Below are 24,720 nucleotides of genomic sequence, written 5' to 3'. Positions count from 1 at the left end.
GGCCGGCTCAGCGTAAGCGGCGACAGCGGACCGGGTCAGCGGCCTGTCTCTGGACCTGGACAAGGACCCGCACGCTCAGGGTGAGGACCCGCGCGCTCAGGGTGAGGACCCGCGCGCTCAGGAGGAGGACACGCACGCTCCGGGTGAGGAGCCGCACACCGACCCGGCCCTCGTGCCGGGGCACGCCCGCGCCCGGGCGGGCAGACCGTGCTGCTCACCCGGGCGCGGACCGCACTGGACTCCGGTCTCCCGACGCGCGCGGGTCTCACTCCTCCAGCGTCAGGCCCTTGCGCAGCCGCACCAGGGTCCGCGACAGCAGTCGTGAGACGTGCATCTGGGAGATGCCGAGTTCGTCGCCGATCTCCGACTGGGTCAGGCCGGCGACGAAACGCAGGGAGAGGATCTTCCGGTCCCGGTGCGGGAGCTCGGCGATCAGCGGCTTCAGGGACTCGACGTACTCGATGCCCTCCAGCCCGTGGTCCTCGTAGCCGATGCGGTCGGCGAGGGCGCCCTCGGCGTCGTCGTCCTCGGGCTGGGCGTCCAGCGAGGAGGCGGTGTACGCGTTCGAGGCGGCCATGCCCTCGACGACCTCGTCGTTGGAGATGCCGAGACGTTCCGCCAGCTCGGCCACGGTGGGGGCGCGGTCGAGCTTCTGGGCCAGTTCGTCGCCGGCCTTGGCCAGGTCGAGGCGGAGCTCCTGGAGCCGGCGCGGGACGCGCACGGACCACGAGGTGTCACGGAAGAAACGTTTGATCTCGCCGATGATGGTTGGCATCGCGAAGGTGGGGAACTCCACACCCCGGCTCAGCTCGAAACGGTCGATCGCCTTGATCAGGCCGATCGTCCCGACCTGGATGATGTCCTCCATCGGCTCGCTGCGGGAGCGGAAGCGGGAGGCCGCGAACTTGACCAGCGCGAGGTTCAGCTCGACGAGGGTGTTGCGGACGTACGAGTACTCGTACGTTCCCTCCTCCAGTGACTCCAGCCGCTCGAAGAGGGTCTTGGACAGGGCCCGCGCGTCGACGGGGCCCACCTCGTCGTACGGCGGGATCTCCGGCAGCCCGGCGAGCGCGTCGGCGGGGTCCGCGGTGGCGTCGCTGTCCTGTGCGACGGGATCCAGAAGTGCGATGGGATCCAGATGGTCCGGTGGGGGTGTCGACGTCGCCTTGTGGGTATGCGGTGCGTCGAGCCGGGATGACATGATGTCCTCCATCGTTCTCGGCATATGGCTGCCGAAGCCAGTGCGTGCACTACGGTGTGCGGCGCCTCCGAAGCCGGCGTGTCGGGTACGTGTTCCTCCTAGCCCTACCCGCTTTGCTCGATCGATCGCAAGTGCGTTTTGTTGAGTTATGTCCGTTTGTGGGTGATTGTTCGGCTGTTGGAGCGCGGATCGAAGGCGTAGTGTTCGAGGGCGTCAGCAAGCAGTCACGACCTCGGGAGAGACACGGCATGGACCACGGGACGGTCGGCAGCACACAGTCTGGCCGGCTTCTGGTGGAGGTGCGGGAAGAGGGCTCCAGCGCCGTCGTGACACCGGCGGGTGAGCTCGACCACCACACGGCCGACCTGTTGCGAGAGCCACTCGAGGGCTGCCTCGACAAGGGGCTGAGCCGACTGGTCGTGGACTGTTCCCGGCTGGAGTTCTGCGACTCCACGGGGCTCAACGTGCTGCTCGGCACCCGTCTGAAGGCGGAGGCGGCCGGCGGCGCGGTGCACCTGGCGGGCATGCAGCCCGTGGTGGCCCGGGTCTTCGAGATCACCGGCGCGGACGCCGTCTTCACCGTGCACGACACGGTCGAGGCCGCCCTCGCCGACGGCGACGGCTGACCCGGCGAGTGGCCCCCCGGCCTCCCCACGCCCCGCGCGGACGGCGTGTTACGCGCGTCACACCCGCGTCGAAGGGTGTACGGGGGCGCACGGGGCGGGCGCGCAGGGGGTGCGGGAGGGGCGGGCAGCGTGGACGGCCGGGCGGACGGGACGGCTCACCTGCGGGCGAACGAGGGGTGTTCCGCCGGTTCCGTCGGGCAGGAGACATCCTGAACATGTCGATGACACAGCGCGTGGTGCGGCCCGTACGCCACGTACGGCACGAGGAGCGCGAGGAGCTCCGCAAGCTCGAGGAGGGGCGGGATGAGCGGACCGACCGTGCGACGGCCGTCGACCGTGTGTACTGGATCCGGTGCCCGTGGGGGCTCGTGCACTCCGGGAATCTCGAATCGTGTCCATCGTGAACTGGTGAATCGGTGAGGTGAAGCGCTGATGAGCACCACCCGGCCCTGTTCGCCGGGCGACCGCGGCCCGGAGCCCAGCGGCGCTTCCGGGGCGTCGGAGGGTCGTCAGGTCCGCAGGCTGAGCTTGGACGGCGAGAGCGGCGTGGTCCCGCTCGCCCGCGACTTCGCCCGCCAGGCGCTGTACGCGTGGGGCTGGCTGCCCGCCGCGACCGCCGACCGGCGGGCCGCGGCCGAGGACGTGCTGCTCGTCGTCTCCGAACTGGTCACCAACGCCTGCCTGCACGCCGAGGGCCCCGATCAGCTCTTCCTGGGCTGTGACAACAAGGTCATCCGGGTGGAGGTCTCCGACCGCGGCACCGGCCAGCCGACCCCCCGCACCCCGCACCGCGCCGGACGCCCCGGCGGCCACGGCATGTTCATCGTCCAGCGGCTCTCCCTGGACTGGGGGGTCGTCCGGACGCCGGGCGTCTCGGGCAAGACGGTCTGGGCCGAACTCGGCGCTCCGGCGTAGCGGCACCGACCGAGCCACGCGGCCCGAGCCGCCTGACCGGGCCGCACTACCGAGCCACGCGGCCCGAGCCGCCCTGCCGGGCCGCACTACCGAGCCACGCGGCCCGAGCCGCACAACCGGGCCGCAAGACCGAGCCACGCGGCCCGAGCCGCCCAACCGGGCCGCACTACCGAGCCACGCGGCCCGAGCCGCCCTGCCGGGCCGCAAGACCGGGCCGCACGACCGGGCCGTCCTGCCGGAGCCGCACGACCGTGCCACGCTGCCCGGACCGCCCGGCCGGGTCACCCTCCCCGAGCCACCCTGCCGGAGCCGCCCGACCGGGCCGCCCGATCCGAGCCCGTACGGCAGAGCCGCCCGTACGGCAGAGCCGCCCGTACGGCGCCGAGCCGCCCGTACGGCGCCGAGCCGCCCGTACGGCGCCGAGCCGCCCGTACGGCGCCGAGCCGCCCGTACGGCGCCGAGCCGCACCCCTCCGGAGCGTCCCCCTCATCCTTCTCCGCCCGCCCGCCCGCCCGCCCGCCTGCCTGCCCCGCCCGCCGCGCCGTGACGCACCCTCAGTGTCCGGGCGGCGGGCGGTACCCACCGGGCAGGCGTCGGAAAGCCCGGAGGGCCGCCGCACCCTGTCGGTGCGACGGCCCTCCGTGAGGTCGTGGCCGGACGTCAGCGGACGTCGCCCATGAGCTCCTTGACCTTGTTGCGGTACATCCACACCGCGACACCGGCGACCACCGCGAGCGTGGCCTGCAAGGCGACGATGCCCGTCTTGTTCAGGTCGACGCCGGCGATGGAGAGCAGACCGGTCGTGGCGTCACCGGCGGTGACGGCCAGGAACCACACACCCATCATCTGCGAGGCGTACTTGGCGGGCGCCATCTTCGTGGTGACCGACAGGCCGACCGGAGAGAGCGTCAGCTCGCCGACGGTCTGCACGAAGTAGATCGCCACCAGCCACAGCGCCGCCGCCTTGTGGCCGCCCTCCGCGATGGACAGCGGGGCCATGAAGAGGAAGAAGGACGCGCCGATCAGCACCAGGCCCGAGGCGAACTTCACGATCGTGCTGGGCTCCTTGCCGCGCCGGTTGAGCGCCAGCCAGATCCAGGCGAAGACCGGGGCCAGCGCCATGATCAGGACCGGGTTGACCGACTGGTACCAGGAGACCGGGAAGTCCCAGCCCAGCACGCTGTTCTCGGCCGAGGAGTCGGCGAAGAGCGACAGGGTCGAGCCGCCCTGGTCGTAGATCATCCAGAAGACGGCCGCGGCGACGAAGAACCAGATGTACGCGGACATCTTCGACTGCTCGGCGCGGTCGAGATCCTTGTCCCGCTTGATGTTGACCAGCACCATCACCGGGATGATCACACCGAGCAGGGTCAGCGGGACCAGGACCCAGTTCAGGGTGTAGTGGCCGGAGAACCCGACGATCGCGTAGAAGACGACGGCGACGGCGGCCCAGATCGCGGACTTGCGCAGCGTCGCGGCCTTCTCGTCGGCGGACAGCGGCTTCGGGACGACGCTGGAGCGCGCGTCCAGGTGGCGGCTGCCGATCAGGAACTGCACCAGGCCCAGGGCCATGCCGAGCGCGGCGAGCGCGAAGCCCAGGTGCCAGTTGACGTTCTCACCGATGGTGCCGATGATCAGCGGCGCGGCGAAGGCACCCAGGTTGATGCCCATGTAGAAGACGGTGAAGCCGCCGTCGCGGCGCGGGTCGTTCGGGCCGTCGTACAAGTGGCCGACCATCGTGGAGATGTTGGCCTTCAGCAGACCCGAGCCGATGGCGACCAGACCGAGGCCCGCGTAGAACGTGCCCGACGAGGGCAGCGCCAGCGTGAGGTGGCCGAGCATGATGACCGCGCCGGCGACGGCGACGGTTTTGCGCGGTCCCCAGACCCGGTCGCCGAACCAGCCGCCCGGCATGGCGAGCAGGTACACCAGGGAGACGTACACCGAGTAGATCGCGGTCGCGGTGGCCGCGTTCAGGTGCAGCCCGCCCGGGGCGACGAGGTACAGCGGGAGCAGAGCCCTCATGCCGTAGTAGGAGAAACGCTCCCACATCTCGGTCATGAAGAGAGTGGCCAGTCCGCGGGGGTGGCCGAAGAAGGTCTTCCCGGAGCCGGGGGTGCCCGGACGGACCGAGTCCTTCGTCAGGCTGGACGCCATGGTCGTTCCTTGCTGGTCGGGACGCATGAGTGGAGCGTTACGCGCCCGGTGGGGGGCGGCCGGCACCGGCGTTCGGCCCGCCCACCCCGCACGCCCACGGGGAGTCCGCTCCGGGTCTCGGAACGGCGGACGGCGACCACCGGGATCCACGCCCCCGCGCAGGGGGCCCGGCCACAGGTCATTCCTTTCCAGGGCTGGTGAGAACCAGCCCGCACACGCAAGAGACCCCTGGCGTCAGTTCGTCGAGCGCCAAGGGTCCCCGCGGTGCTACAGGCGTCCTTTCACCATACGGCAGGACAGTGCCTGATATGGAAGGACTTGAGACGCGGATCACAGGTGATCCAGGAACCAGGGGTCACTTTTCAAGGTCCATACCAGGATGACATCCCCGGACCCCAGGTCCGGACCGTGATCCGTTGTGTCGCGCGGGGTGAATGTCCGTCATGTCCCTGGGTAAGAGGCAGGGTCGGCCGTCACACCTCTGGCCCCGCCCCGTGCGGACTACCATCGCCTCATGACCCGTGTACTGCTCGCCGAGGACGACGCGTCCATCTCGGAGCCGCTGGCCCGCGCACTGCGCCGGGAAGGATACGAGGTCGAGGTGCGGGAGGACGGACCGTCCGCGCTCGACGCCGGCCTGCAGGGCGGTGTCGACCTGGTCGTGCTGGACCTCGGCCTGCCCGGCATGGACGGCCTGGAGGTGGCCCGCCGGCTGCGCGCCGACGGCCACGCCGTGCCGATCCTGATCCTCACCGCGCGCGCCGACGAGGTGGACACCGTCGTCGGTCTGGACGCGGGCGCCGACGACTACGTCACCAAGCCCTTCCGGCTGGCCGAACTGCTCGCGCGCGTCCGGGCCCTGCTGCGGCGCGGCTCCGCCGAGCCCCAGCAGCCGCCGGCCACCCACGGCGTGCGGATCGACGTCGAGTCGCACCGCGCCTGGATGGGCGAGGAGGAGCTCCAGCTCACCGCCAAGGAGTTCGACCTGCTGCGGGTCCTCGTCCGGGACGCCGGCCGGGTCGTCACCCGGGACCAGCTGATGCGCGAGGTCTGGGACACCACGTGGTGGTCGTCGACCAAGACGCTGGACATGCACATCTCCTGGCTGCGCAAGAAGCTCGGCGACGACGCGGCCAACCCCCGCTACATCGCCACCGTGCGCGGCGTCGGGTTCCGCTTCGAGAAGAGCTGACCGCCCGTGCCCGGCGGGACCCGCGCCGACGCGCGAACGCCCGTGCCCGGCGGGGCCCCCGCCGACGCGCGAACGCCCGTGCCCGGCGGGGCCCCCGCCGACGCGCGACACGGCCGCCGACGCCCGTGCCGCACCGTGGGTGCGGGCCGTGAACGGCCGGTCGCACGGTTCCCCGCACCCCTGGGCGGGGTCGCCCCCACCGTCCCGTAGCGTCACCGTCCGGAGATCCCAGTGCGTCGCCGTCTGATCCAGTCCACCCTCGCCGTGGTCCTCGTCGTGATCGCCGTCTTCGGCGTGTCGCTGGTCATCGTCGAGACGCGCACGATCAGCAACAGCGCACAGGAGCGGGTCGAGCTGGAGGCGGCGCGGCTCGCCAGCATCGTGGACAGCCGGCTGCTGGGCGCCGGGACCGTCGACGCGGAAGTGCTCCGCGACCAGGTCACCCAGGACCGGTACGCCGTGATCCGCATCCCCGGGCAGCGGGCCATCGAGGTCGGCGACCGGCCCGAGGGCGACGTCATCCGCGGCAGGGCGCGGGGCGAGGAGGGCGAGACGGTCGTCATAGAGGAGCCGCGCTCCTCCGTGACGCGCGAGGTCGGCCGCACCCTGCTGATCATCGCACTGGTGGCGCTGCTCGCGGTGATCGCCGCGGTGCTCCTCGCCATCCGCCAGGCCAACCGGCTCGCCTCCCCCCTCACCGACCTCGCCGAGACCGCCGAACGCCTCGGCTCCGGCGACCCGCGCCCCCGCCACAAGCGCTACGGCGTCCCCGAGCTGGACCGGGTCGCGGACGTCCTCGACGCCTCCGCCGAACGCATCGCCCGTATGCTCACCGCCGAGCGACGCCTCGCCGCCGACGCCTCCCACCAGCTGCGGACGCCCCTGACCGCGCTGTCCATGCGGCTGGAGGAGATCACCGTCACCGACGACCCGGACACGGTGAAGGAGGAGGCGACCATCGCGCTCACCCAGGTGGAACGCCTCACGGACGTGGTCGAGCGCCTGCTGACGAACTCCCGCGACCCCCGCACCGGCTCCGCCGTCACCTTCGACCTCGACGAGGTCATCCAGCAGCAGCTCGCCGAGTGGCGCCCCGCCTACCGCAGCGCGGGCCGGGCGATCGTCAGCTCCGGCAAACGCCACCTCCAGGCGGTGGGCACCCCGGGCGCGGTCGCCCAGGTGCTGGCGGCCCTGATCGAGAACTCCCTCATGCACGGCGGCGGCACCGTCGCCCTGCGCACCCGTGTCACCGGCAACCAGGCCGTCATCGAGGTCACCGACGAGGGCCCCGGCGTCCCCGCCGACCTCGGCGCCCGTATCTTCGAGCGCGCCATCAGCGGCCGCAACTCCACCGGCATCGGCCTCGCCGTCGCCCGCGACCTCGCCGAGGCCGACGGCGGCCGCCTGGAGATGCTCCAGGCCCAGCCCCCGGTCTTCGGCCTGTTCCTGTCCCGGACGGCTCCCGAGAAGAAGACGTCCGCCGCGGACGAGCCGACGGTGCGCTGAGCGGACGGTGCGCCGAGGCGCCGGTCACGCCAGGCGCTGCTGAGGTGAGGCGCCGGTCACACGGGTTCGGGTGCGGTGCCGCCCGCTCAGCTCACCCGCTGCGTCGGCTGCGGCTGCCGCGACTCCGCCGCCAGCACCGACTCCGCCCCCGCCACGGCCCCCCGCACCGGAATCGCCCGGAACACCCACGTCCGGTACGACCAGAAACGGAACAGCGTGGCGACACCGATGCCGAGGAACTTGAACACGTTGCTCTGGAGCCGGCCGTCCCACCCGAAGCCGTACGTGGCCAGGAACAGCAGCCCGTTCTCGATGACCAGTCCGGCCGCGCTGAACAGCAGGAACAGGGTCAGCTCACGCGTCCGCCCGCCCTTGTCGCGCTCGCGGTACGCGAAGTAGCGGAACCCGACGTAGTTGAAGACGATGGCGACGACGGTCGCGATGACACTGGCCCGCACCACCGGCAGATCGGTGACGTGCCGCACGAAGTTGAACACGGCGAGGTTGACCAGCAGGCCCGCTCCGCCGACGGCGCCGAACCGGACGAGCTCGCGGGCTATCCTCCGCAGCCGCCCATCCCCCGTGGAACCATCCGAGGAACCTTGTGCCATGGCCGTACAGGCCCCCGTCCGGGTGTCGGTTTCGTCAACCCAGCCATGCTAACCACCCCCCTTGCAGGTTTCCTGTGGTGCGCCTCACGAGATCCGCGAGCGGGCCGCCGGAGTGCCGCCGGAGTGCCGCCGGAGTGCCGGGGGGAGCGGCGGGGGAGCGGCGGCGCGGTGCCCGGGGGACGGCGGCGGAGGCCTCCGGAGAGGCGCGGAATCCGGCCGTCTGGCGTGGCCGATACCCTAGGGGCGTGACATTCCCGGTAGTCGGCATGGTCGGCGGGGGTCAGCTCGCTCGGATGACACACGAGGCGGGCATCCCGTTGGGCATCAGGTTCAAGCTCCTCAGTGACACTCCCCAGGATTCCGCGGCCCAGGTGGTGAGCGATGTCGTCGTAGGCGACTACCGCGACCTGGACACCCTGCGTGACTTCGCGCGGGGGTGCGATGTGATCACCTTCGATCACGAACACGTACCCACCGAGCACCTACGGGCGCTGGAGGCGGAGGGCATCCCCGTCCGCCCGGGCCCCGACGCGCTCGTGCACGCCCAGGACAAGGGCGTGATGCGCGCGAAGCTCACCGAGATCGGTGTGCCGTGCCCGCGCCACCGCCTCGTGAGCGATCCGCAGGACGTGGCGGCCTTCGCCGCCGAGGGTGAGGGATTCCCCGTCGTCCTCAAGACCGTCCGCGGCGGGTACGACGGCAAGGGCGTGTGGGTGGTCGACTCCGCCGAGGAGGCCGCCGACCCCTTCCGGGCCGGCGTGCCGGTCCTCGCCGAGGAGAAGGTCGACTACGTGCGCGAACTCGCCGCCAACGTCGTCCGCTCCCCGCACGGCCAGGCCGTCGCCTACCCGGTGGTGGAGTCCCAGCAGGTCAACGGCGTCTGCGACACGGTCGTCGCCCCGGCGCCCGGCCTCGACGAGTCCCTCGCGCTCCAGGCCGAGGAGATGGCCCTGACCATCGCCAAGGAACTCGGCGTCGTCGGCCACCTCGCCGTGGAGCTGTTCCAGACCCGCGACGGACGCATCCTCGTCAACGAGCTCGCGATGCGCCCGCACAACTCGGGCCACTGGTCCATGGACGGCGCGGTCACCAGCCAGTTCGCCAACCACGTCCGCGCGGTCCTCGACCTGCCGCTGGGCGACCCGCGCCCGCGCGCCCCGTGGACGGTCATGGTCAACGTCCTCGGCGGCGACTACCCGGACATGTACTCCGCGTACCTGCACTGCATGGCCCGCGACCCGCAGCTCAAGATCCACATGTACGGCAAGGACGTGAAGCCCGGCCGCAAGGTCGGCCACGTCAACACCTACGGCGACGACCTCGACGACGTGCTGGAGCGCGCCCGTCACGCTGCCGGCTACCTGAGAGGCACGATCACCGAATGAGCCCCGTCGTAGGCATCGTCATGGGATCGGACAGCGACTGGCCCGTCATGGAGGCCGCCGCCAAGGCCCTCGACGAGTTCGAGATCGACTACGAGGTCGACGTCGTCTCCGCGCACCGCATGCCGCGCGAGATGGTGGCGTACGGCGAGCAGGCGGCCGACCGGGGACTGAAGGTGATCATCGCGGGCGCCGGCGGCGCCGCCCACCTCCCCGGCATGCTCGCCTCCGTCACCCCGCTGCCGGTCATCGGCGTGCCCGTGCCGCTGAAGTACCTCGACGGCATGGACTCCCTGCTGTCGATCGTGCAGATGCCGGCCGGGGTGCCGGTCGCCACGGTCTCCGTCGCCGGCGCCCGCAACGCCGGCCTGCTCGCCGCCCGCATCCTGGCCGCCCACGACGAGGACCTCCTGGCCCGCATGCGCGACTTCCAGCAGGACCTCAACGACCAGGCCACCGAGAAGGGCAAGCGGCTGCGCGCCAAGGCCGAGGGCGCCGGCAACGGCTTCGGCTTCGGGAAGTGACGGCCGTGGCCAGGCCGGACAGGCTGGAGGAGGCCCGCGAGCTGCTGCGCGAGTTCCCGGTCGCCGACGGGCACAACGACCTGCCCTGGGCGCTGCGCGAGCAGGTCCGCTACGACCTCGACGCCCGGGACGTCGCCGTGGACCAGCGCGCCCACCTGCACACCGACATCCCCCGCCTGCGGGAGGGCGGGGTCGGCGCCCAGTACTGGTCGGTGTACGTGCGCGCGGACCAGCCCGACGCGGTCCCGGCGACACTGGAGCAGATCGACTGCGTACGGCGGCTCATCGACCGCCACCCCGGCGACCTGCGCGCCGCGCTCACCGCCGAGGACGTCGAGGCGGCCCGTGCGGAGGGCCGTATCGCCTCCCTCATGGGCGCCGAGGGCGGCCACTCCATCGCCAACTCCCTGGGCACCCTGCGCGGCCTGTACGCGCTCGGCGTGCGCTACATGACGCTCACCCACAACGACAACGTCGACTGGGCGGACTCCGCGACCGACGAGCCGAGGGCCGGCGGGCTGACGGCGTTCGGCCGCGAGGTCGTGCGGGAGATGAACCGGCTCGGCATGCTCGTCGACCTCTCCCACGTGGCGGCGACGACGATGCGGGACGCGCTGGACACGTCCTCCGCGCCGGTGATCTTCTCCCACTCCTCCTCCCGGGCCGTCTGCGACCACCCGCGCAACGTCCCGGACGACGTCCTGGAGCGGCTGCCCGCCAACGGCGGCGTGGCGATGGTGACGTTCGTGCCGAAGTTCGTGCTCCAGGCGGCCGTGGACTGGACGGCCGAGGCCGAGGAGAACATGCGCGCCCACGGCTTCCACCCGCTCGACACCACCGCGCAGGCGATGGCGGTCCACCGCGCCTTCCAGGAGCGCCGGCCGCGCCCGACCGCCACGGTCGCCACGGTCGCCGACCACCTGGACCACATGCGCGAGGTGGCCGGCGTCGACCACCTCGGCATCGGCGGCGACTACGACGGCACGGCCTTCACCCCCGAGGGCCTCGACGATGTCTCCGGCTACCCGAACCTCATCGCCGAACTCCTCGACCGCGGCTGGTCCAGGACCGACCTCGCCAAGCTGACCTGGCAGAACGCGGTCCGGGTGCTGGGCGCGGCGGAGGACGTGGCCCGCGGCCTGAAGGCGACGCGCGGCCCGTCGAACGCGACGATCGAGTCGCTGGACGGCTGACCCGGCCCGCGCGGGGCGGACCGGCCGGCACGTCCGGCCGCCGCCCCGCTCACGGACGCCGGTGACGGGGCCGGTACCCGAGAACCTGGATACGGGTCCCGTAGCACCGCCTCCGCTCACCGGCGCCCGCTCAGCGGCGCCCGCTCACGGATGCTCGATCCGGCACAGGCAGAACGGGTGTCCGGCCGGATCGGCGTACACCTGGAAGTCCTTCTTCTCCCGGTCCTCCAGGTCCAGGGGCCGCGCGCCCAGCGCCACCACCCGCTCGTGCACCGCGTCGAGCTCCTCCCAGGTGGCACCGGCGTCGAGGTCGAGGTGGAACTGCTGCGCGTTGCGGTCGCCCCGCGGCCACTCGGGCGGGGTGAGGTCCGCCACCTGCTGGAAGGAGAGCCGGGGGCCTCCGGGCACCTCGAGGACGACCCAGTCGTCCCCCTCCTCGGCCTCCGGCGTGCCGCCCAGCACGGCCGCGTAGAAGCGGGCGAGCGCATGCGGGTCGGGGCAGTCGAGCACGACGGAACGGACACGGACGACGGGTGCCATGGGCAGTCTCCTCGCTGGCCGGCGGACGGACGAGGAAACGGGTGCCCAGCCGTGCGCGCCCGGTAACCCACAGCAGTGACCCGCGGCCCGGACCCGCAGCCGTGGCCCACGGGGAGTTCACACCGCGCGGACCACCCGGGTGCGGCAGAATGCACGCGTACGCCGGTTCGGCCGACTGAGCCTCGGCCGAACCGGCGTCGTCCGTCCGCCACCGCACGGCGAGCGGCCGCTCCCGCCGACTGGCCGCTCCCGCCGAGTGGCCGGTCCCTCAGGCCGCAGGTCCCTTCAGGCGGTCGGGCGGCCCATCGCGCGGTACGTCCAGCCGGCCTTGCGCCACAGCTGCGGGTCGAGCGCGTTGCGCCCGTCCAGGAGCACCCGGGCGGCCGCGACCTCCCCGAGCACCGCCGGGTCGAGCTCACGGAACTCCCGCCACTCGGTCAGGTGCAGGACGACGTCGGCGCCCCGCACCGCCTCCAGGGCCGTGTCGGCGTAGCCGAGGGTGGGGAAGACCCGGCGGGCGTTCTCCATGCCCTTCGGGTCGTAGACGGTCACCTGGCCGCCCTGGAGGTGGATCTGGCCGGCGACGTTCAGCGCCGGCGAGTCGCGGACGTCGTCCGAGTCCGGCTTGAACGTCGCGCCCAGCACGGCGACCCGGCGGCCCAGGAAGGGCCCGCCGCCCAGCGCCTGCCGGGCCAGCTCCACCATCTGCCCGCGCTGGCGCATGTTGATCGAGTCGATCTCGCGCAGGAAGGTCAGCGCCTGGTCGGCGCCCAGCTCGCCGGCGCGCGCCATGAACGCCCGGATGTCCTTGGGCAGGCAGCCGCCGCCGAAGCCGATCCCCGCCCGCAGGAACTTCTTCCCGATCCGGTCGTCGTGCCCGATGGCCTCCGCCAGCTTGGCGACGTCGCCGTCGGCGGCCTCGCACACCTCCGCCATGGCGTTGATGAAGGAGATCTTGGTGGCGAGGAAGGAGTTCGCGGCGGTCTTCACCAGCTCGGCGGTCGGGAAGTCGGTGACGACGAACGGCGAGCCCTCGCCGATCGGCGTGGCGTACACCTCCCGCAGCAGCTTCTCGGCCCGCTCGCTGCGCACGCCGACGACGATCCGGTCCGGGTGCAGCGTGTCCCGCACGGCGTAGCCCTCGCGCAGGAACTCCGGGTTCCACGCCAGCTCGGCGTCCGCACCGGCCGGGGCCAGCCCGGCGACGGTGCGGGCGAGCCGGTCGGCGGAGCCCACCGGCACGGTCGACTTGCCGACGACGAGGGCCGGCCGGTGCAGATGCGGGGCCAGGGAGGCGATCGCGGACTCGACGTACGACATGTCGCAGGCGTACTCGCCGTGTTTCTGCGGCGTGTTGACGCAGACGAAGTGGACGTCGCCGAAGGCGCCGACCTCCGCCCAGTCCTGGGTGAAGCGCAGGCGTCCGGTGGACCCCTCGAAGCCCGGGACGTGCCGCCGCAGCAGCTCCTCCAGACCCGGCTCGTACATCGGGGTCTCGCCCCGCTCCAGCATCTCGATCTTCTCGCGCACGACGTCGAGCGCGAGGACCTCGAAGCCCAGCTCGGCCATGGCCGCGGCGTGCGTGGCGCCGAGATAACCGGTGCCGATCACGGTGATCTTGAGGGCCATGGGGGCAGCTCCTGGGCTGGACGGGGATCAGGATGGCGCGCCCGAGCATAGTCGGGGCGTGCGGGAGCCTCTCACCGGGCAGTTCTCCTGTGCTCTCCCCCCTGTCGTCAAGCTCACGTGACACTCCTGCGAGCAGCCCCCTAAACTTTGAGTTACTTAACGGTAATTAGCGGGATCACCCCAGTGTTTTGGAGCGTGAGAGACCTTGGCCGGATCGGCTGACTTCGACCTGTACCGCCCGTCCGAGGAGCACGACATGCTCCGCGACGCCGTCCGCTCGCTGGCCGAGGCGAAGATCGCGCCGTACGCCGCCGCGGTGGACGAGGAGGCCCGCTTCCCGCAGGAGGCCCTCGACGCGCTCGTCGCGAACGACCTGCACGCCGTGCACGTACCCGAGTCGTACGGCGGCGCGGGCGCCGACGCGCTCGCCACGGTGATCGTGATCGAGGAGGTCGCCCGCGCCTGTGTGTCGTCCTCGCTCATCCCCGCGGTGAACAAGCTGGGCTCCCTGCCGGTGATCCTCTCCGGCTCCGAGGACCTGAAGAAGCGGTACCTGACCCCGCTCGCCAAGGGCGACGCCATGTTCTCCTACTGCCTCTCCGAGCCGGAGGCCGGCTCGGACGCGGCCGGCATGAGGACCAAGGCGGTCCGCGACGGCGACCACTGGGTCCTCGACGGCGTGAAGCGCTGGATCACCAACGCGGGCGTCTCCGAGTACTACACGGTCATGGCGGTGACCGACCCCGCCAAGCGCTCGAAGGGCATCTCCGCCTTCGTCGTCGAGAAGTCCGACCCGGGCGTCTCCTTCGGCGCCCCGGAGAAGAAGCTCGGCATCAAGGGCTCCCCGACCCGCGAGGTCTACTTCGACAACGTCCGCATCCCCGCCGACCGCATGATCGGCGAGGAGGGCACCGGCTTCGCCACGGCGATGAAGACCCTCGACCACACCCGCATCACCATCGCCGCCCAGGCCCTCGGCGTCGCCCAGGGCGCCTTCGACTACGCCAAGGGCTACGTCCGGGAGCGCAAGCAGTTCGGCAAGCCGATCGCCGACTTCCAGGGCATCCAGTTCATGCTCGCCGACATGGCCATGAAGATCGAGGCCGCCCGCCAGCTCACCTACGCCGCCGCGGCCAAGTCCGAGCGCGGCGACGGCGACCTCACCTTCCAGGGCGCCGCCGCCAAGTGCTTCGCCTCGGACGTGGCGATGGAGGTCACCACCGACGCCGTCCAGCTCCTCGGCGGCTACGGCTACACCCGCGACTACCCGGTCGAGCGCATGATGCGCGACGCCAAGATCACGCAGATCTACGAAGGCACCAACCAGGTCCAGCGGATCGTCATGGCGCGGAACCTGCCGTAACGGTTTCCGGCCGGTGTCGGGTCCTCCGGGGCGCCTGACCTGCGGGCGGGCGGCCTCCGGCGGTGCGCCGGGGGCCGCCCGCGCCGCCGTCCGATGGCGCTCGGCGACGGGGAGGCGTACGACGGAAGGGCGCGCGGGGTCCGCCCGGGCCCCGGCCCGTCTCTCTCCCAGGAGGAGTCATGACCCAGCCCGGAACGACCCAGCCCGGAACGACCCGGCCCGGATCGGCCCAGCCCGGAACCATGCCCGCCATGAGCAAGGAGATGCAGGACTGCGTCGAGGCGTGCATGTCCTGCCACGGCGTGTGCGAGGAGACCATGAGCGCCTGTCTTCAGATGGGCGGCCAGGCCCAGCTGCAGATCATGCGCGCGCTGATGGACTGCTCCGAGACGACCCGCATGTGCGCCGACATGATGATGCGCCGCTCACCCATGGCGGCCGAGATGTGCGCGATGTGCGCCAAGGCGTGCGAGATGTGCGCCGAGGCGTGCATGGCCATGCCGGACGACGCCGGCATGGCGCGCTGCGCCGACGCCTGTCGCCGCTGTGCCGAGATGTGCCGCGCGATGGCGGGCACCTCGATGTGACGCGCCGGACGGCCGGTGAGGGCACCCCACGGGGTGCCCTCGTCGTGCGGGCGGGCGCGGCCGGGCCGCAGCCGGGGCCGGAGCGGCGGACGGAGCTGTAGCCGGGACCGGAGCGGCGGACGGAGCTGTAGCCGGGACCGGAGCGGGGGACGGAGCTGTAGCCGGGACCGGAGTCGGTGCCGGAGTCGGTGCCGGAGCCGGAGCGGGCGACGGAGCTGTAGTCGGGACCGGAGCCGGGGCCGGAGCGGGGGACGGAGCTCTAGCCGGGACCGGAGTCGGAGCCGGAGCCGGAGTCGGTGCCTGGGAGCCGGACGGCCGCCGGCTCAGGCGAACAGCGGCTCCAGCGCCCGCTCCAGGTCGGCCGGTCCGCGGAAGTGCACGGCGGTCATGCCCAGCGCCGCGGCCGCCTCCACGTTCTCCAGGGTGTCGTCCACGAACAGGCACCGCTCGGGCCGTACGCCCGCCCGCTCGGCGCCCAGCGCGAGGATGCGCGGGTCGGGCTTGGCGAGGCCGACCCGGGCGCTGCTGACGACGTGGTCGGCGAGTCCGGCCAGGCCGAGGGCGTCGAGGTCCTGCTCCAGGCCGAGCGTGGCGTTGGAGACGAGGACCACCGGCACCCGGGCCCGGGCGCGGTGCAGCAGGGTCACCACGGTCTCGTCGGCGTGGAAGGGCGACTCCAGCAGGGTGCTGCCGAGCGCCCAGCCCGTCTCCTCGTCCACCAGGCCGGCCAGGCCGCGGGCGATCGACTCCACCCACTCCTGCTCCGTGATCCGGCCCACCAGCAGGGGCGCGATGACCTCGGGGGCGAACGCCACCTTCTTCGTCGTGCCCTCCGCCAGCCCCGCGGAGCGTTCCAGCGCCTCCAGGTGACGGGAGTCGAAGTGCCGCACCACGTTGTCGATGTCACACAGGACCGCGGCGAACGGCGGTCTGCCTCCGGGGGCGTCAGTCACCCGACACCGTCACCTTCTCGTCGTTCTTCAGCTGCTCGACCAGCTGCTTCACCTTCGTCTCGTCCCAGACCAGGTTGCCGCCGGTGGAGCCGGAGATCGGCATGTTCATGGACTTGCCGTCGCCGCTGTTGACGCCCTTCATCGCGAAGAACATGGACGCCAGGTCGTACAGGCCCATGTCCTTGTCGACGATCAGGGAGTCGAGGCCCGCGCCCATGGTCGGGTAGAGCTTGAACGGGTTGAGGATCGTGCCCGGCGTGGCCACCTGGTTGGCGAGGGCCGCGAGGAACTTCTGCTGGTTCTTCGTGCGGTCGAGGTCGGAGCCCGCGAGCGCGTACCGGGTGCGGACGAAGGCGAGGGCCTCCTCGCCGTTCAGGGTCTGCTTGCCCTTCTTGAAGTCCGCCCCGGACTTGGTGTCCTTGATGTCCTGCGGGATGTCGATCTCGACGCCGCCGACGGCGTCCACGATGTTCGCGAAGCCGGCGAAGCCGATCTCCACGTAGTGGTCGATGCGCAGGCCGGTGTTGAACTCGACGGTGCGCACGAGCAGTTCGGGCCCGTCCTCGGCGTAGGCCGCGTTCAGCTTCACGTGCCGGCCGGTGCCCTCGTAGGTCTTGCCGGACTCCGAGCCCACGAAGGTCGGGATCTCCACGTCCGAGTCGCGCGGCAGGGAGATGAGGGTGTCGCCGTTGGAGCCGGTGTGCAGGATCATCATCGAGTCCGTGCGCTTGCCGTCGGCGGAGCCGGTGTGCAGCTCCTTCTTCTCCTCCGCGGACATGCCCTCACGGCTGTCGGAGCCGACGATCAGGTAGTTGGTGCCCTCGCCCTCGTCGGGCCGGTCGATGACCTTCGACAGGTCGACCTCGCGCTGGAGCTTGCCGTCGGCCCAGAAGTAGGTGCCGACGGTCGTCACGACCAGCACGGTCGCGACGGTGATCGAGGTCACCTTGATGCGGCGCCGCCAGTTCGGCGCCGGACGCGGGCCGCGGCCTCCGCCGAATCCGCCTCCGCCTCCGCCGCCGGGTCCGCCCCCGCCGGGCGTGCCGTAGACCTGGCCCGTGTTGTAGCCGCTGTCGTACCCGGTGCCCCGGGCGTCGGTGAAGTCGCCGTGTCCCCGGCCGTCGACGTACGACGGCTGCTGGGGGATGCCGGGGCTCTGCGGCGGGGCGGGACGGCCGCGGCGGACCTGCCGCATGACGCGCGCGCCCTCGGGCCGTGCGCTGGCGCTGCCGCTTCCGTACCGGGTGCCGCGGTTGTCGTCGGACGGTCCCTCGGGCCAATCGTTCATGCGCCCCAGTGTGCAGGGAACGGCTGTATGCCGTACAAGGGCCGTCGGAAAATCGGGGGCCCGCTGTTGCCAAGTCGACACAAAATCTCGGGATCCTCCCCTCGGCATAAGGTGGAGGTCATGACAGACCAGGTCACCGCAGTGGACCCGGGCACCTCGGACATCCCGGGCAAGCCCGTCTCCGCGTCCCGCACCACCCTCAGCCACATCATGACCCACAACGACACCAACCTCCTGGGCACGGTGCACGGCGGTGTGATCATGAAGCTCGTCGACGACGCGGCGGGCGCCGTGGCCGGCCGGCACTCCGGCGGGCCCGCCGTCACCGCGTCCATGGACGAGATGGCGTTCCTGGAGCCGGTGCGCGTCGGTGACCTCGTCCATGTGAAGGCCCAGGTCAACTGGACCGGCCGGACCTCCATGGAGGTGGGCGTCCGGGTCCTGGCCGAGCGCTGGAACGAGTCCGCGCCGCCCACCCAGGTCGGTTCCGCCTATCTGGTCTTCGCCGCCGTCGACGCCGACGGCAAGCCGCGCCGGGTGCCCCCGGTCCTGCCGGAGACCGACCGCGACCGCCGCCGCCACCAGGAGGCCCAGATCCGCCGCACCCACCGCCTGGCCCGCCGCCGGGCGATCATGGAACTCCGGGAGCGGCGGGCGGCGGAGGGCTTCGAGGACTGAGCCCCCCGCGGGCCGGGGCGGGTCCGTCGTCCCCCGGTCGGGTCAGGAGCAGCCCACCTCGTCCCCCCGCACCACGCCGGACTCGCCCTGGCCCAGGTTCTCGGCGCGGACCCTGCGGACCTCCCGGAAGTCCGCGCCGGCGGTGACCCGCAGCGTCGGCCCGAGACCGGGGACGGCGCGCATCTCGCTGCCGGGCAGGGCCGCCGCGAGCGACCGGGCGGAGCGGTCCCAGCGGGGGTCGTAGGTGATGACCGTGCGGCGCGTGGCACGGTTCGCGGCGGTGGTCGGGCGGCCGGTGGTGCGGAAGCCGGTGGCCGCGAGACCCGCGTCCACCTCCTTGGCCAGCCCCACGGTGGTGGTCCCGTTCTCGACGTGGACGCGGATCTGCTGCGGGGCCACCTCGACGCGTACGGCCGTGCTGCGCGCCCGGGGCGCCGTCGCGAGCGGCTTGTCCTCGCGCACGGCCCGGAAGAGGCGCTCGGCCTTCACCGGGTCCCACTTCACGGTCGACCCGATGCCCTTCACGACGTATCCCATCTGGGCCACGGGGACGGTCGTGAACTCCGACGACGACGGGGAGAAGGTCCGCATGGCCCGGCCGAGGTCGAGGAGTTCGTCGGCGCCGAAACCGCGGTCCGCCCGCACCGAGCCGAGCACGGCCCGCGCCACGTCACGGAACCTCAGCGGGTTGAGCAGGATGCCCGAGGAGGTCGCGCGGTCGACGAGGGCCGCCAGGAAGCGCTGCTGGCGCTTCATCCGCCCGAAGTCGGAGTCGGCGTCGATGTGCCGGGAGCGGACGTACTGGAGGGCCTGGCCGCCCTTGAGGGCGTGCGTGCCGGGCGGCAGGTCCAGGCCGGTGAACCGGTCCTTGAGCGGCCGGGCCGTGCAGATCCGCACCCCGCCGAGGACGTCCACCGTCCGCATGAAGCTGGTGAAGTCGACCTCCAGGTAGTGGTCGATCTTCACCCGGGTCATGTGCTCGACGGTCCGCACGGTCAGCTGCGGCCCGCCCTCCGCGTACGCCGCGTTGATCCTCAGGGGGTGCTGGTGCGCCCGGCCGGTGGTGCGGTCGGGGTGCGGGGGGGTCTGGGCGAAGGAGTCGCGCGGCAGGCTGATCACGCTCGCCCGCTCCCGGTCCTCCGAGATGTGCACGATCATCAGCGTGTCGGTGCAGTGGCAGGGCGCGCCGCCCAGGCGGTAGCGCCGGCGCTCCCGCTCGGTGATCCGGTCCCGTCCGTCGGTGCCGACCAGCAGCACGTTCATGCCGTGGCCGGCCCGCGGGCGGTTCTTCATGTCCTTGAAGGGGTCGACGCGGGCGATGTCCGCGTCGAGGCTGCTGACCACGGAGTGGCCGATGCCGGCGGACGCGAGGATCACGACCGAGAGGGTCATCGTGGCCCGCATGGCCCAGCGGGGACGTTTCCTCCGAAGGGGGAGTGGCGGCGGGATCGGGAGTGCGGGCGGACGGCGCGCGGGCCGGGAGCCGGACGACCGGTGCGGGGTCGGGGACATGCGGGTCACCTCCGGGCGACGGCCGTACGAGGGGGAGCCGTGAGCACCGTAGGCCCATACGATCTGCGGTCCGGGGCAGCACACCCGGCGGGGCGCGAGCAGGTCCCCCGTTCGCGGTAACGTGAGCGTCCTATGAACGCCAAGTCCGACGTGCAGCTCCCCGCCGTGTCCGTCATCATGCCCGTCCTGAACGAGGAGCGGCATCTGCGCGGAGCCGTCCAAGCGATCCTCGCGCAGGAGTACGACGGCGAGATGGAGGTCGTGATCGCCCTCGGTCCGTCCACGGACCGCACGGACGAGATCGCGGCCGAGCTCGTCGCCGACGACCCGCGCGTGCACACCGTCCCCAACCCGACGGGACGTACGCCCGCCGCGCTCAACGCCGCGATCAAGGCCTCGCGCCATCCGGTCGTCGTCCGCGTCGACGGGCACGGGATGCTCTCCCCGAACTACATCGCCACCGCCGTACGGCTCCTGGAGGAGACCGGCGCGCAGAACGTCGGCGGCATCATGCACGCCGAGGGCGAGAACGACTGGGAGCACGCCGTCGCCGCCGCCATGACCTCGAAGATCGGTGTCGGCAACGCCGCCTTCCACACCGGTGGCCGGGCGGCTCCCGCCGAGACCGTCTACCTGGGCGTCTTCCGGCGCGAGGCGCTGGAGCAACAGGGCGGCTACAACGAGGAGTTCATCCGCGCCCAGGACTGGGAGCTCAACTTCCGCATCCGCGAGGCGGGCGGACTGATCTGGTTCTCGCCCGAGCTGAAGGTGTCGTACCGGCCCCGGCCCAGCGTGAAGGCGCTCGCCAAGCAGTACAAGGACTACGGCCGCTGGCGGCACGTCGTCGCCCGCTACCACGAGGGCTCCATCAACCTGCGCTATCTCGCCCCGCCGACCGCCGTGTGCGCGATCGCGGCCGGGATCGTGGTGGGCGCGGCCGTCACCCCGCTCGGCTTCGTGATCCCCGGCGGCTACCTCGCGGCGATCGTCGCCGGGTCGGTGCCGGCCGGCAAGGGGCTGCCGCTGAAGGCGCGGCTCCAGATCCCCGTGGCCCTGGCCACCATGCACATGTCGTGGGGCTGGGGCTTCCTGACCAGCCCGAAGTCGCTGGCGAGGAAGGTCATCGCCTCCCGCCGCCCGGCAGTCCTCGACGCCCAGGCACGCTGAGGCCGCGGGGCGTACCGAGGCCGCGGGGCGCACCGCGACTGCGCGGCGTACCGAGGCCGTGGGGCGCCGTCGGACGGCGCCCCACCGGGACCCGGGCTAGTAGGTGTAGTCCGGGTCCACGTGCATGCACTGGCTGGTGTCGGAGGCGTTCATCGACTCGGCCGACTCGGGCGTCGTGTCGTCCTGCTCGGGCGCCTCGTACGCCGACCCCGACCGCCAGTCCGCGCCGACGGACAGCGTGATCCCGGTGACCTCGGTGGACTTCTCCACCTGGCCCGCCGGGATGCCGAGGGCCTCCGCGACCCGCTCGGCGTCTCCCTGGAGGTCGGCGCTCGGGTAGCGGATCACCGTCGTCTCCTCGGAGGTGGCCGCCGAGGGGTCCGCCACCGCCTGCGTGAAGCCCTTGCCGGCCAGCAGCTGCGCCACCGCGGCCGCCCGCCCGCTCGCGGCGCCGAGGGTGTCGGTGTAGGTGCCGTTGTGGACCTGTACGGCGATCTCGCCGTCCGCGGCGGCCGGGTCCGTCTCCGTCGGCGACGGGCTCGCGGACGCGGTCGCCTTCGCGGTGTCCTTGCCGTCCAGGGCGATGTCCTCGCGCACCAGCCGGAACAGCTGCGTGGCGTCCTCGGTGGGCTCCACCCGGCTGCCGACGTAGCGGTTGGGCATCGTCGTCATGGTGATGCGCTCGGTGGGCACCTTCTGGAGCTCGGTCGCCAGGTCGTACATCTTCGCGATGCTGTCCAGGCCGTCGTCGACGGTGATCGCCTCCGTGGCCGCCTCGGCGAGCTTGCGCAGCGCGTTGGGGTTGGACAGCCTCGCCTCGGAGCGCAGCTGACGGACCATCGAGTTCATGTACATGTGCTGCGCCTTGGCGCGGGCCAGGTCGCTGCCGTCCTCGAAGCCGTAGCGGGTGCGCAGCCACTGAAGGGCCTGCTCGCCCTTGATGGCGTGCGTGCCCTCCGCCAGCTTCAGTCCGGAGCCCTTGCCGGTGCTGGTGTGCGAGTAGACGTTGGCGTCCACGCACACCGGCACACCGCCGATCGCGTCCGCCATGGACACCACACCGGCGAAGTCGATCATCATGAAGTGGTCGATGTGGATGTCGGTGAGCTTCTCCCAGGTGGCCACCGTGCAGCCGGGGCCGCCGCGCCCGAGGGACTGGTTCGTCATCGTCCGCGTCGTCGCCGCGTACACCTCCCCGTCGTCGGGGTCGGTGCACTTGGGTATGTCCACCAGGGTGTCGCGCGGCATGCTCACCACGGACATGTTGCTGCGGTCCGCCGACACGTGCAGCAGCATCTGCACGTCGGCGAGCGGGGTGCCGCCGTAGGTCTCCTTGGCGCCGCCGAGCTTCTGGTTCTCCGCGGTGTCACGGGCGTCCGAGCCGATCAGCAGGATGTTCAGCGCCTTCTGCCCGGCCGCGTTGGTCTTGGTCTCCGCCGCCCGGTCCTTGGCGTCGCCCAGGTTGAGGTCGTCGCTCTTGATGTTGGCGTTGAGGTGCTGGTAGTAGAGGTAACCGGCGCCCGCGCCGCCGAGTATGACCAGCGACAGCACCGTCGCCGACCAGCGCAGCACCCGCCGCCTGCGCCGGCCGCGTTCGGGGCCGCGGCCGGATCTGCGTCCGTCGTCGCTCCCGCCCGGGCCGCCGTCGCCGTCGCCGGCACCGGTCCCGGCGCCCTGGTGTCCGTCGTCGCTGCTGTCACCGGCGCCGCCGCCGTGCCCGTCCTCGATCGAGTCCCGGTCCACCGCTGTCGGGGACATCGCGTCCTCGACTTCGGGAACCTTCCCCCGCACACTGCTCCGCGCCACTTCCCCTGCCCTCCCCGCCGTGCGCCTGACACGGGCCCGTCCCGCGTCACGTCAGACGCTCGACGGGCCCGCAGGGTTACCTACTTGGCGATTACTTGGCGCACTCGACCTTGTCCGCCGTGGACTTCTGGACCGTGTCGGGCACCGTCGTCGAAGCCGTGAGCGAGACACCCGCGCCCTTGAAGTCCTTGCCCAGCGTCAGCGTCATCGTCGGCAGACCCTGGGAGTTGGTGACGCTCTCACCCGGCTTCAGCGCGGTCCCGGCCAGCCCCATGATGGCGGCGAGCTTGCGGGCCTGCGCCGCCTGGTCGGGCGCGTACTCGAGCGTCGTCTTGCTGAGGTCCTCGGGTGCGTTGCCCGCGTTCTCGGACTTCGTCACGCCCTCATCATTCTGCAACCAGTTAAGAGTTTCCTGTGCGCTGCCGGCCGGGGCCCCGCCGTTCATCACGCGCACCCGCACCTCGGAGGCTTCGGACTGGGTGCCCTCGAGACGGGCCGCCGCGGCCGCGGACGCCGCGTCCTTGGACGCCTTGGCCTTCTGCTTCACCTCGGTGAAGGAGATGTCCTCCCGGATCATCTGGAACACGGTGGGCGCGGTCGAGTCGTTGAGGACGACCGTGGACGCGACCGTCTCGGCCGGGTTGTCGACCACCGGGACGGTGGTGAAGGTCAGGTTCTTGACGTTGAGCTTGCCCAGCTCCAGGCCCAGGTCCTTCAGCTTGCCGATGCTGTCGAGCTGGGAGTCGACGGTCAGCGCCTTGGTGCCCGCCTCCGCCAGCTTGATCATCTTGCTGGGGCTGGTGAGGGTGTCGTTCGACTTCAGTTTGCGCATCAGCGAGCTGAGGAACTGCTGCTGGAGCTCGATGCGGCTCAGGTCGCCGCCGAAGCCCACCGAGTGCCGGGTGCGCAGGAACGCCAGTGCCTGTTCGCCCTGGATGGTGTGCGTGCCCTTGGACAGCTTCAGGTGCGAGTCCTCGTCGTCGATGTCCTTGGCCAGGCACACCTCGACCCCGCCGACCGCGGTCGTCAGCGTCTTGACCGCGTTGAAGTCGGCGACCATGAAGTTGTCCGGGGTGATCCCGGTCAGCTCCGTCACCGTGCGCATGGTGCAGCTGGGCGTCCGGCCGCTCTGGCCGAGGCTGGTGTTGAAGCGGACGTTCTCGGTCCCCGGGATGACCTTCGTGCTGCCGTCCTCCTGCGTGGTCTCGCAGTCCGGGACGTCCACGATGAGGTCGCGGGGGATGCTCAGCGCGGTCGCGTTCGTCCGGTCCTTGGAGACGTGCAGCAGGATCGTGGTGTCGGCGTGGCCGACGCTGCCGGAGTCGCCGTAGCCCTCGTTGCCCGAGCCGGTGCGCTTGTCGGTGCCGATCAGCAGCAGGTTGATCGCCTTGTCCTTGCTGAAGCCGCCGGTGCTCGCGCCGTCGTCGGAGACGGAGGTGATGTTGTCGTTGAGGTGCTGGAGGTAGAGGTAGGCCGCGGCGGCCGTGCCCACCAGGACGAAGGCCATGGTCCCGCCGGTCCACAGCAGGATCTTCCGGCCCTTCGACTTCTTCTTCGCCGGCCGGCGGCCGCGCCGCGCGGGCGCCTCCTCCGGGGTGCCGCGGCGCCGGCGCGGGCCGGGCACCTCCGGCGTCTGCGGGGTGTCCTGCTCCGGTTCCGGCGTCCGGCTGCGGACCGCGTCCGACCTGCCCTTGGGCCCCGCGGCGCGCCGGTCGGCCCTGCGGGGCCCGGGGACCGCCGACTGCGGTGCGGAAGGGGTCAGTCGCAGTTCGTATTCGCCGGTGTCCGGATTGAGCACCCACTGGTCTGCGGGGTCGATGTTGTCCGCCCGCCCACGGCCTTGCGCGTCCACGGTTGTCCGAATCCTCCGTCGGGGCCACGCGGCGCCTC

Annotated in this window: 21 protein-coding genes; 11 read left to right on the top strand and 10 right to left on the bottom strand. The window is 71.9% G+C overall.

The genetic code is table 11. The features are described from left to right. Positions 1–265: 265 nt before the first annotated feature. The gene (locus ACZ3KJ_RS16350; protein WP_467527512.1) at positions 266–1,213 is read right to left on the bottom strand and encodes an RNA polymerase sigma factor SigF; all 948 of its coding nucleotides are present in this window, start codon (positions 1,211–1,213) and stop codon (positions 266–268) included. A 236-nt stretch (positions 1,214–1,449) separates the two neighbouring features. On the opposite strand from ACZ3KJ_RS16350, the gene ACZ3KJ_RS16345 reads away from it, so the two are divergent. Beyond that, complete coding sequence (locus tag ACZ3KJ_RS16345; RefSeq protein ID WP_467527510.1) at positions 1,450–1,827, top strand: STAS domain-containing protein; 378 nt, start codon at positions 1,450–1,452, stop codon at positions 1,825–1,827. Between the two features lie 432 nt (positions 1,828–2,259). Beyond that, the gene (locus tag ACZ3KJ_RS16340; protein WP_401694853.1) at positions 2,260–2,742 is read left to right on the top strand and encodes an ATP-binding protein; all 483 of its coding nucleotides are present in this window, start codon (positions 2,260–2,262) and stop codon (positions 2,740–2,742) included. Between the two features lie 660 nt (positions 2,743–3,402). Here ACZ3KJ_RS16340 and ACZ3KJ_RS16335 read toward each other — a convergent pair. Further along, positions 3,403–4,899 (bottom strand): oligopeptide:H+ symporter, encoded by a 1,497-nt coding sequence (locus tag ACZ3KJ_RS16335; protein ID WP_467527509.1) that lies wholly within the window; start codon positions 4,897–4,899, stop codon positions 3,403–3,405. A gap of 514 nt (positions 4,900–5,413) precedes the next feature. Between ACZ3KJ_RS16335 and ACZ3KJ_RS16330 the strand changes: the two genes are divergently transcribed. Next, entirely contained in the window at positions 5,414–6,091 is a 678-nt protein-coding gene (locus tag ACZ3KJ_RS16330) for a response regulator transcription factor (RefSeq protein WP_135787585.1), read from the top strand. 231 nt (positions 6,092–6,322) lie between these two features. After that, the gene (locus ACZ3KJ_RS16325; RefSeq protein WP_467527507.1) at positions 6,323–7,597 is read left to right on the top strand and encodes an ATP-binding protein; all 1,275 of its coding nucleotides are present in this window, start codon (positions 6,323–6,325) and stop codon (positions 7,595–7,597) included. A gap of 86 nt (positions 7,598–7,683) precedes the next feature. Here ACZ3KJ_RS16325 and ACZ3KJ_RS16320 read toward each other — a convergent pair whose 3' ends face one another. Further along, positions 7,684–8,208, bottom strand: coding sequence for a GtrA family protein (locus ACZ3KJ_RS16320; RefSeq protein WP_467527506.1), 525 nt, complete (start codon positions 8,206–8,208; stop codon positions 7,684–7,686). Positions 8,209–8,453: 245 nt separating this feature from the next. On the opposite strand from ACZ3KJ_RS16320, the gene ACZ3KJ_RS16315 reads away from it, so the two are divergent. Genes ACZ3KJ_RS16315 through ACZ3KJ_RS16305 form a run of 3 tightly spaced genes read left to right on the top strand, consistent with a single transcriptional unit; the run spans position 8,454 to position 11,307 of the window. Further along, on the top strand, positions 8,454–9,593 hold the full coding sequence (locus ACZ3KJ_RS16315) for a 5-(carboxyamino)imidazole ribonucleotide synthase (protein ID WP_467527504.1): 1,140 nt from the start codon (positions 8,454–8,456) through the stop codon (positions 9,591–9,593). Further along, positions 9,590–10,114 carry a 5-(carboxyamino)imidazole ribonucleotide mutase gene (gene purE, locus ACZ3KJ_RS16310; RefSeq protein ID WP_467527502.1) on the top strand — a complete coding sequence of 175 codons (525 nt, stop codon included), beginning with the start codon at positions 9,590–9,592 and terminating at the stop codon, positions 10,112–10,114. Before ACZ3KJ_RS16315 ends, purE begins: the two co-directional genes overlap by 4 nt. 5 nt (positions 10,115–10,119) lie before the next feature. Beyond that, a complete protein-coding gene (locus ACZ3KJ_RS16305; protein WP_467527500.1) occupies positions 10,120–11,307 on the top strand; it encodes a dipeptidase in 1,188 nt (395 codons plus the stop codon). A gap of 144 nt (positions 11,308–11,451) precedes the next feature. On the opposite strand, the gene ACZ3KJ_RS16300 is transcribed toward ACZ3KJ_RS16305, so the two are convergent. Beyond that, positions 11,452–11,847, bottom strand: coding sequence for a VOC family protein (locus tag ACZ3KJ_RS16300; RefSeq protein WP_467527498.1), 396 nt, complete (start codon positions 11,845–11,847; stop codon positions 11,452–11,454). Positions 11,848–12,132: 285 nt separating this feature from the next. Continuing rightward, positions 12,133–13,476, bottom strand: a complete 1,344-nt coding sequence (locus ACZ3KJ_RS16295) for a UDP-glucose dehydrogenase family protein (protein ID WP_467527496.1) — start codon at positions 13,474–13,476, stop codon at positions 12,133–12,135. A gap of 205 nt (positions 13,477–13,681) precedes the next feature. Between ACZ3KJ_RS16295 and ACZ3KJ_RS16290 the strand changes: the two genes are divergently transcribed. Beyond that, positions 13,682–14,839: an acyl-CoA dehydrogenase gene (locus ACZ3KJ_RS16290; RefSeq protein WP_467527494.1), complete on the top strand. Its 1,158-nt coding sequence runs from the start codon at positions 13,682–13,684 to the stop codon at positions 14,837–14,839. 242 nt (positions 14,840–15,081) lie between these two features. After that, complete coding sequence (locus ACZ3KJ_RS16285) at positions 15,082–15,426, top strand: four-helix bundle copper-binding protein (RefSeq protein WP_467528054.1); 345 nt, start codon at positions 15,082–15,084, stop codon at positions 15,424–15,426. A gap of 323 nt (positions 15,427–15,749) precedes the next feature. On the opposite strand, the gene ACZ3KJ_RS16280 is transcribed toward ACZ3KJ_RS16285, so the two are convergent. Both ACZ3KJ_RS16280 and ACZ3KJ_RS16275 read right to left on the bottom strand, forming a co-directional pair. Further along, positions 15,750–16,379, bottom strand: a complete 630-nt coding sequence (locus ACZ3KJ_RS16280) for an HAD family hydrolase (RefSeq protein ID WP_467527493.1) — start codon at positions 16,377–16,379, stop codon at positions 15,750–15,752. Beyond that, complete coding sequence (locus tag ACZ3KJ_RS16275) at positions 16,372–17,667, bottom strand: LCP family protein (RefSeq protein WP_467527492.1); 1,296 nt, start codon at positions 17,665–17,667, stop codon at positions 16,372–16,374. The genes ACZ3KJ_RS16280 and ACZ3KJ_RS16275 overlap by 8 nt, the downstream gene beginning before the upstream one ends. Before the next feature lie 120 nt (positions 17,668–17,787). Between ACZ3KJ_RS16275 and ACZ3KJ_RS16270 the strand changes: the two genes are divergently transcribed. Beyond that, the gene (locus tag ACZ3KJ_RS16270; protein WP_389522101.1) at positions 17,788–18,345 is read left to right on the top strand and encodes an acyl-CoA thioesterase; all 558 of its coding nucleotides are present in this window, start codon (positions 17,788–17,790) and stop codon (positions 18,343–18,345) included. A 42-nt stretch (positions 18,346–18,387) separates the two neighbouring features. Here ACZ3KJ_RS16270 and ACZ3KJ_RS16265 read toward each other — a convergent pair whose 3' ends face one another. After that, on the bottom strand, positions 18,388–19,857 hold the full coding sequence (locus ACZ3KJ_RS16265) for an LCP family protein (protein WP_467527489.1): 1,470 nt from the start codon (positions 19,855–19,857) through the stop codon (positions 18,388–18,390). 132 nt (positions 19,858–19,989) lie between these two features. Between ACZ3KJ_RS16265 and ACZ3KJ_RS16260 the strand changes: the two genes are divergently transcribed. Next, positions 19,990–21,024 (top strand): glycosyltransferase family 2 protein, encoded by a 1,035-nt coding sequence (locus tag ACZ3KJ_RS16260; protein WP_467527487.1) that lies wholly within the window; start codon positions 19,990–19,992, stop codon positions 21,022–21,024. Between the two features lie 96 nt (positions 21,025–21,120). On the opposite strand, the gene ACZ3KJ_RS16255 is transcribed toward ACZ3KJ_RS16260, so the two are convergent. Both ACZ3KJ_RS16255 and ACZ3KJ_RS16250 read right to left on the bottom strand, forming a co-directional pair. Continuing rightward, entirely contained in the window at positions 21,121–22,782 is a 1,662-nt protein-coding gene (locus tag ACZ3KJ_RS16255) for an LCP family protein (protein ID WP_467527485.1), read from the bottom strand. A 139-nt stretch (positions 22,783–22,921) separates the two neighbouring features. Beyond that, complete coding sequence (locus tag ACZ3KJ_RS16250; RefSeq protein WP_467527484.1) at positions 22,922–24,682, bottom strand: LCP family protein; 1,761 nt, start codon at positions 24,680–24,682, stop codon at positions 22,922–22,924. Positions 24,683–24,720: the final 38 nt, after the last annotated feature.

The organism is Streptomyces sp. NPDC003248 (genome assembly GCF_055563235.1).
Note: the sequence above shows the minus strand (reverse complement) of the source record. Positions and strands in the feature narration are given on the sequence as shown.

Coding starts and splice junctions, on each gene's coding strand:
- ACZ3KJ_RS16350 (WP_467527512.1), bottom strand. CDS start 1,213: ATGGAGGACATCATGTCATCCCGGCTCGACGCACCGCATACCCACAAG.
- ACZ3KJ_RS16320 (WP_467527506.1), bottom strand. CDS start 8,208: ATGGCACAAGGTTCCTCGGATGGTTCCACGGGGGATGGGCGGCTGCGG.
- ACZ3KJ_RS16335 (WP_467527509.1), bottom strand. CDS start 4,899: ATGGCGTCCAGCCTGACGAAGGACTCGGTCCGTCCGGGCACCCCCGGC.
- ACZ3KJ_RS16340 (WP_401694853.1), top strand. CDS start 2,260: ATGAGCACCACCCGGCCCTGTTCGCCGGGCGACCGCGGCCCGGAGCCC.
- ACZ3KJ_RS16255 (WP_467527485.1), bottom strand. CDS start 22,782: ATGTCCCCGACAGCGGTGGACCGGGACTCGATCGAGGACGGGCACGGC.
- ACZ3KJ_RS16270 (WP_389522101.1), top strand. CDS start 17,788: ATGACAGACCAGGTCACCGCAGTGGACCCGGGCACCTCGGACATCCCG.
- ACZ3KJ_RS16295 (WP_467527496.1), bottom strand. CDS start 13,476: ATGGCCCTCAAGATCACCGTGATCGGCACCGGTTATCTCGGCGCCACG.
- ACZ3KJ_RS16285 (WP_467528054.1), top strand. CDS start 15,082: ATGCCCGCCATGAGCAAGGAGATGCAGGACTGCGTCGAGGCGTGCATG.
- ACZ3KJ_RS16300 (WP_467527498.1), bottom strand. CDS start 11,847: ATGGCACCCGTCGTCCGTGTCCGTTCCGTCGTGCTCGACTGCCCCGAC.
- ACZ3KJ_RS16275 (WP_467527492.1), bottom strand. CDS start 17,667: ATGAACGATTGGCCCGAGGGACCGTCCGACGACAACCGCGGCACCCGG.
- purE (WP_467527502.1), top strand. CDS start 9,590: ATGAGCCCCGTCGTAGGCATCGTCATGGGATCGGACAGCGACTGGCCC.
- ACZ3KJ_RS16345 (WP_467527510.1), top strand. CDS start 1,450: ATGGACCACGGGACGGTCGGCAGCACACAGTCTGGCCGGCTTCTGGTG.
- ACZ3KJ_RS16330 (WP_135787585.1), top strand. CDS start 5,414: ATGACCCGTGTACTGCTCGCCGAGGACGACGCGTCCATCTCGGAGCCG.
- ACZ3KJ_RS16265 (WP_467527489.1), bottom strand. CDS start 19,857: ATGTCCCCGACCCCGCACCGGTCGTCCGGCTCCCGGCCCGCGCGCCGT.
- ACZ3KJ_RS16260 (WP_467527487.1), top strand. CDS start 19,990: ATGAACGCCAAGTCCGACGTGCAGCTCCCCGCCGTGTCCGTCATCATG.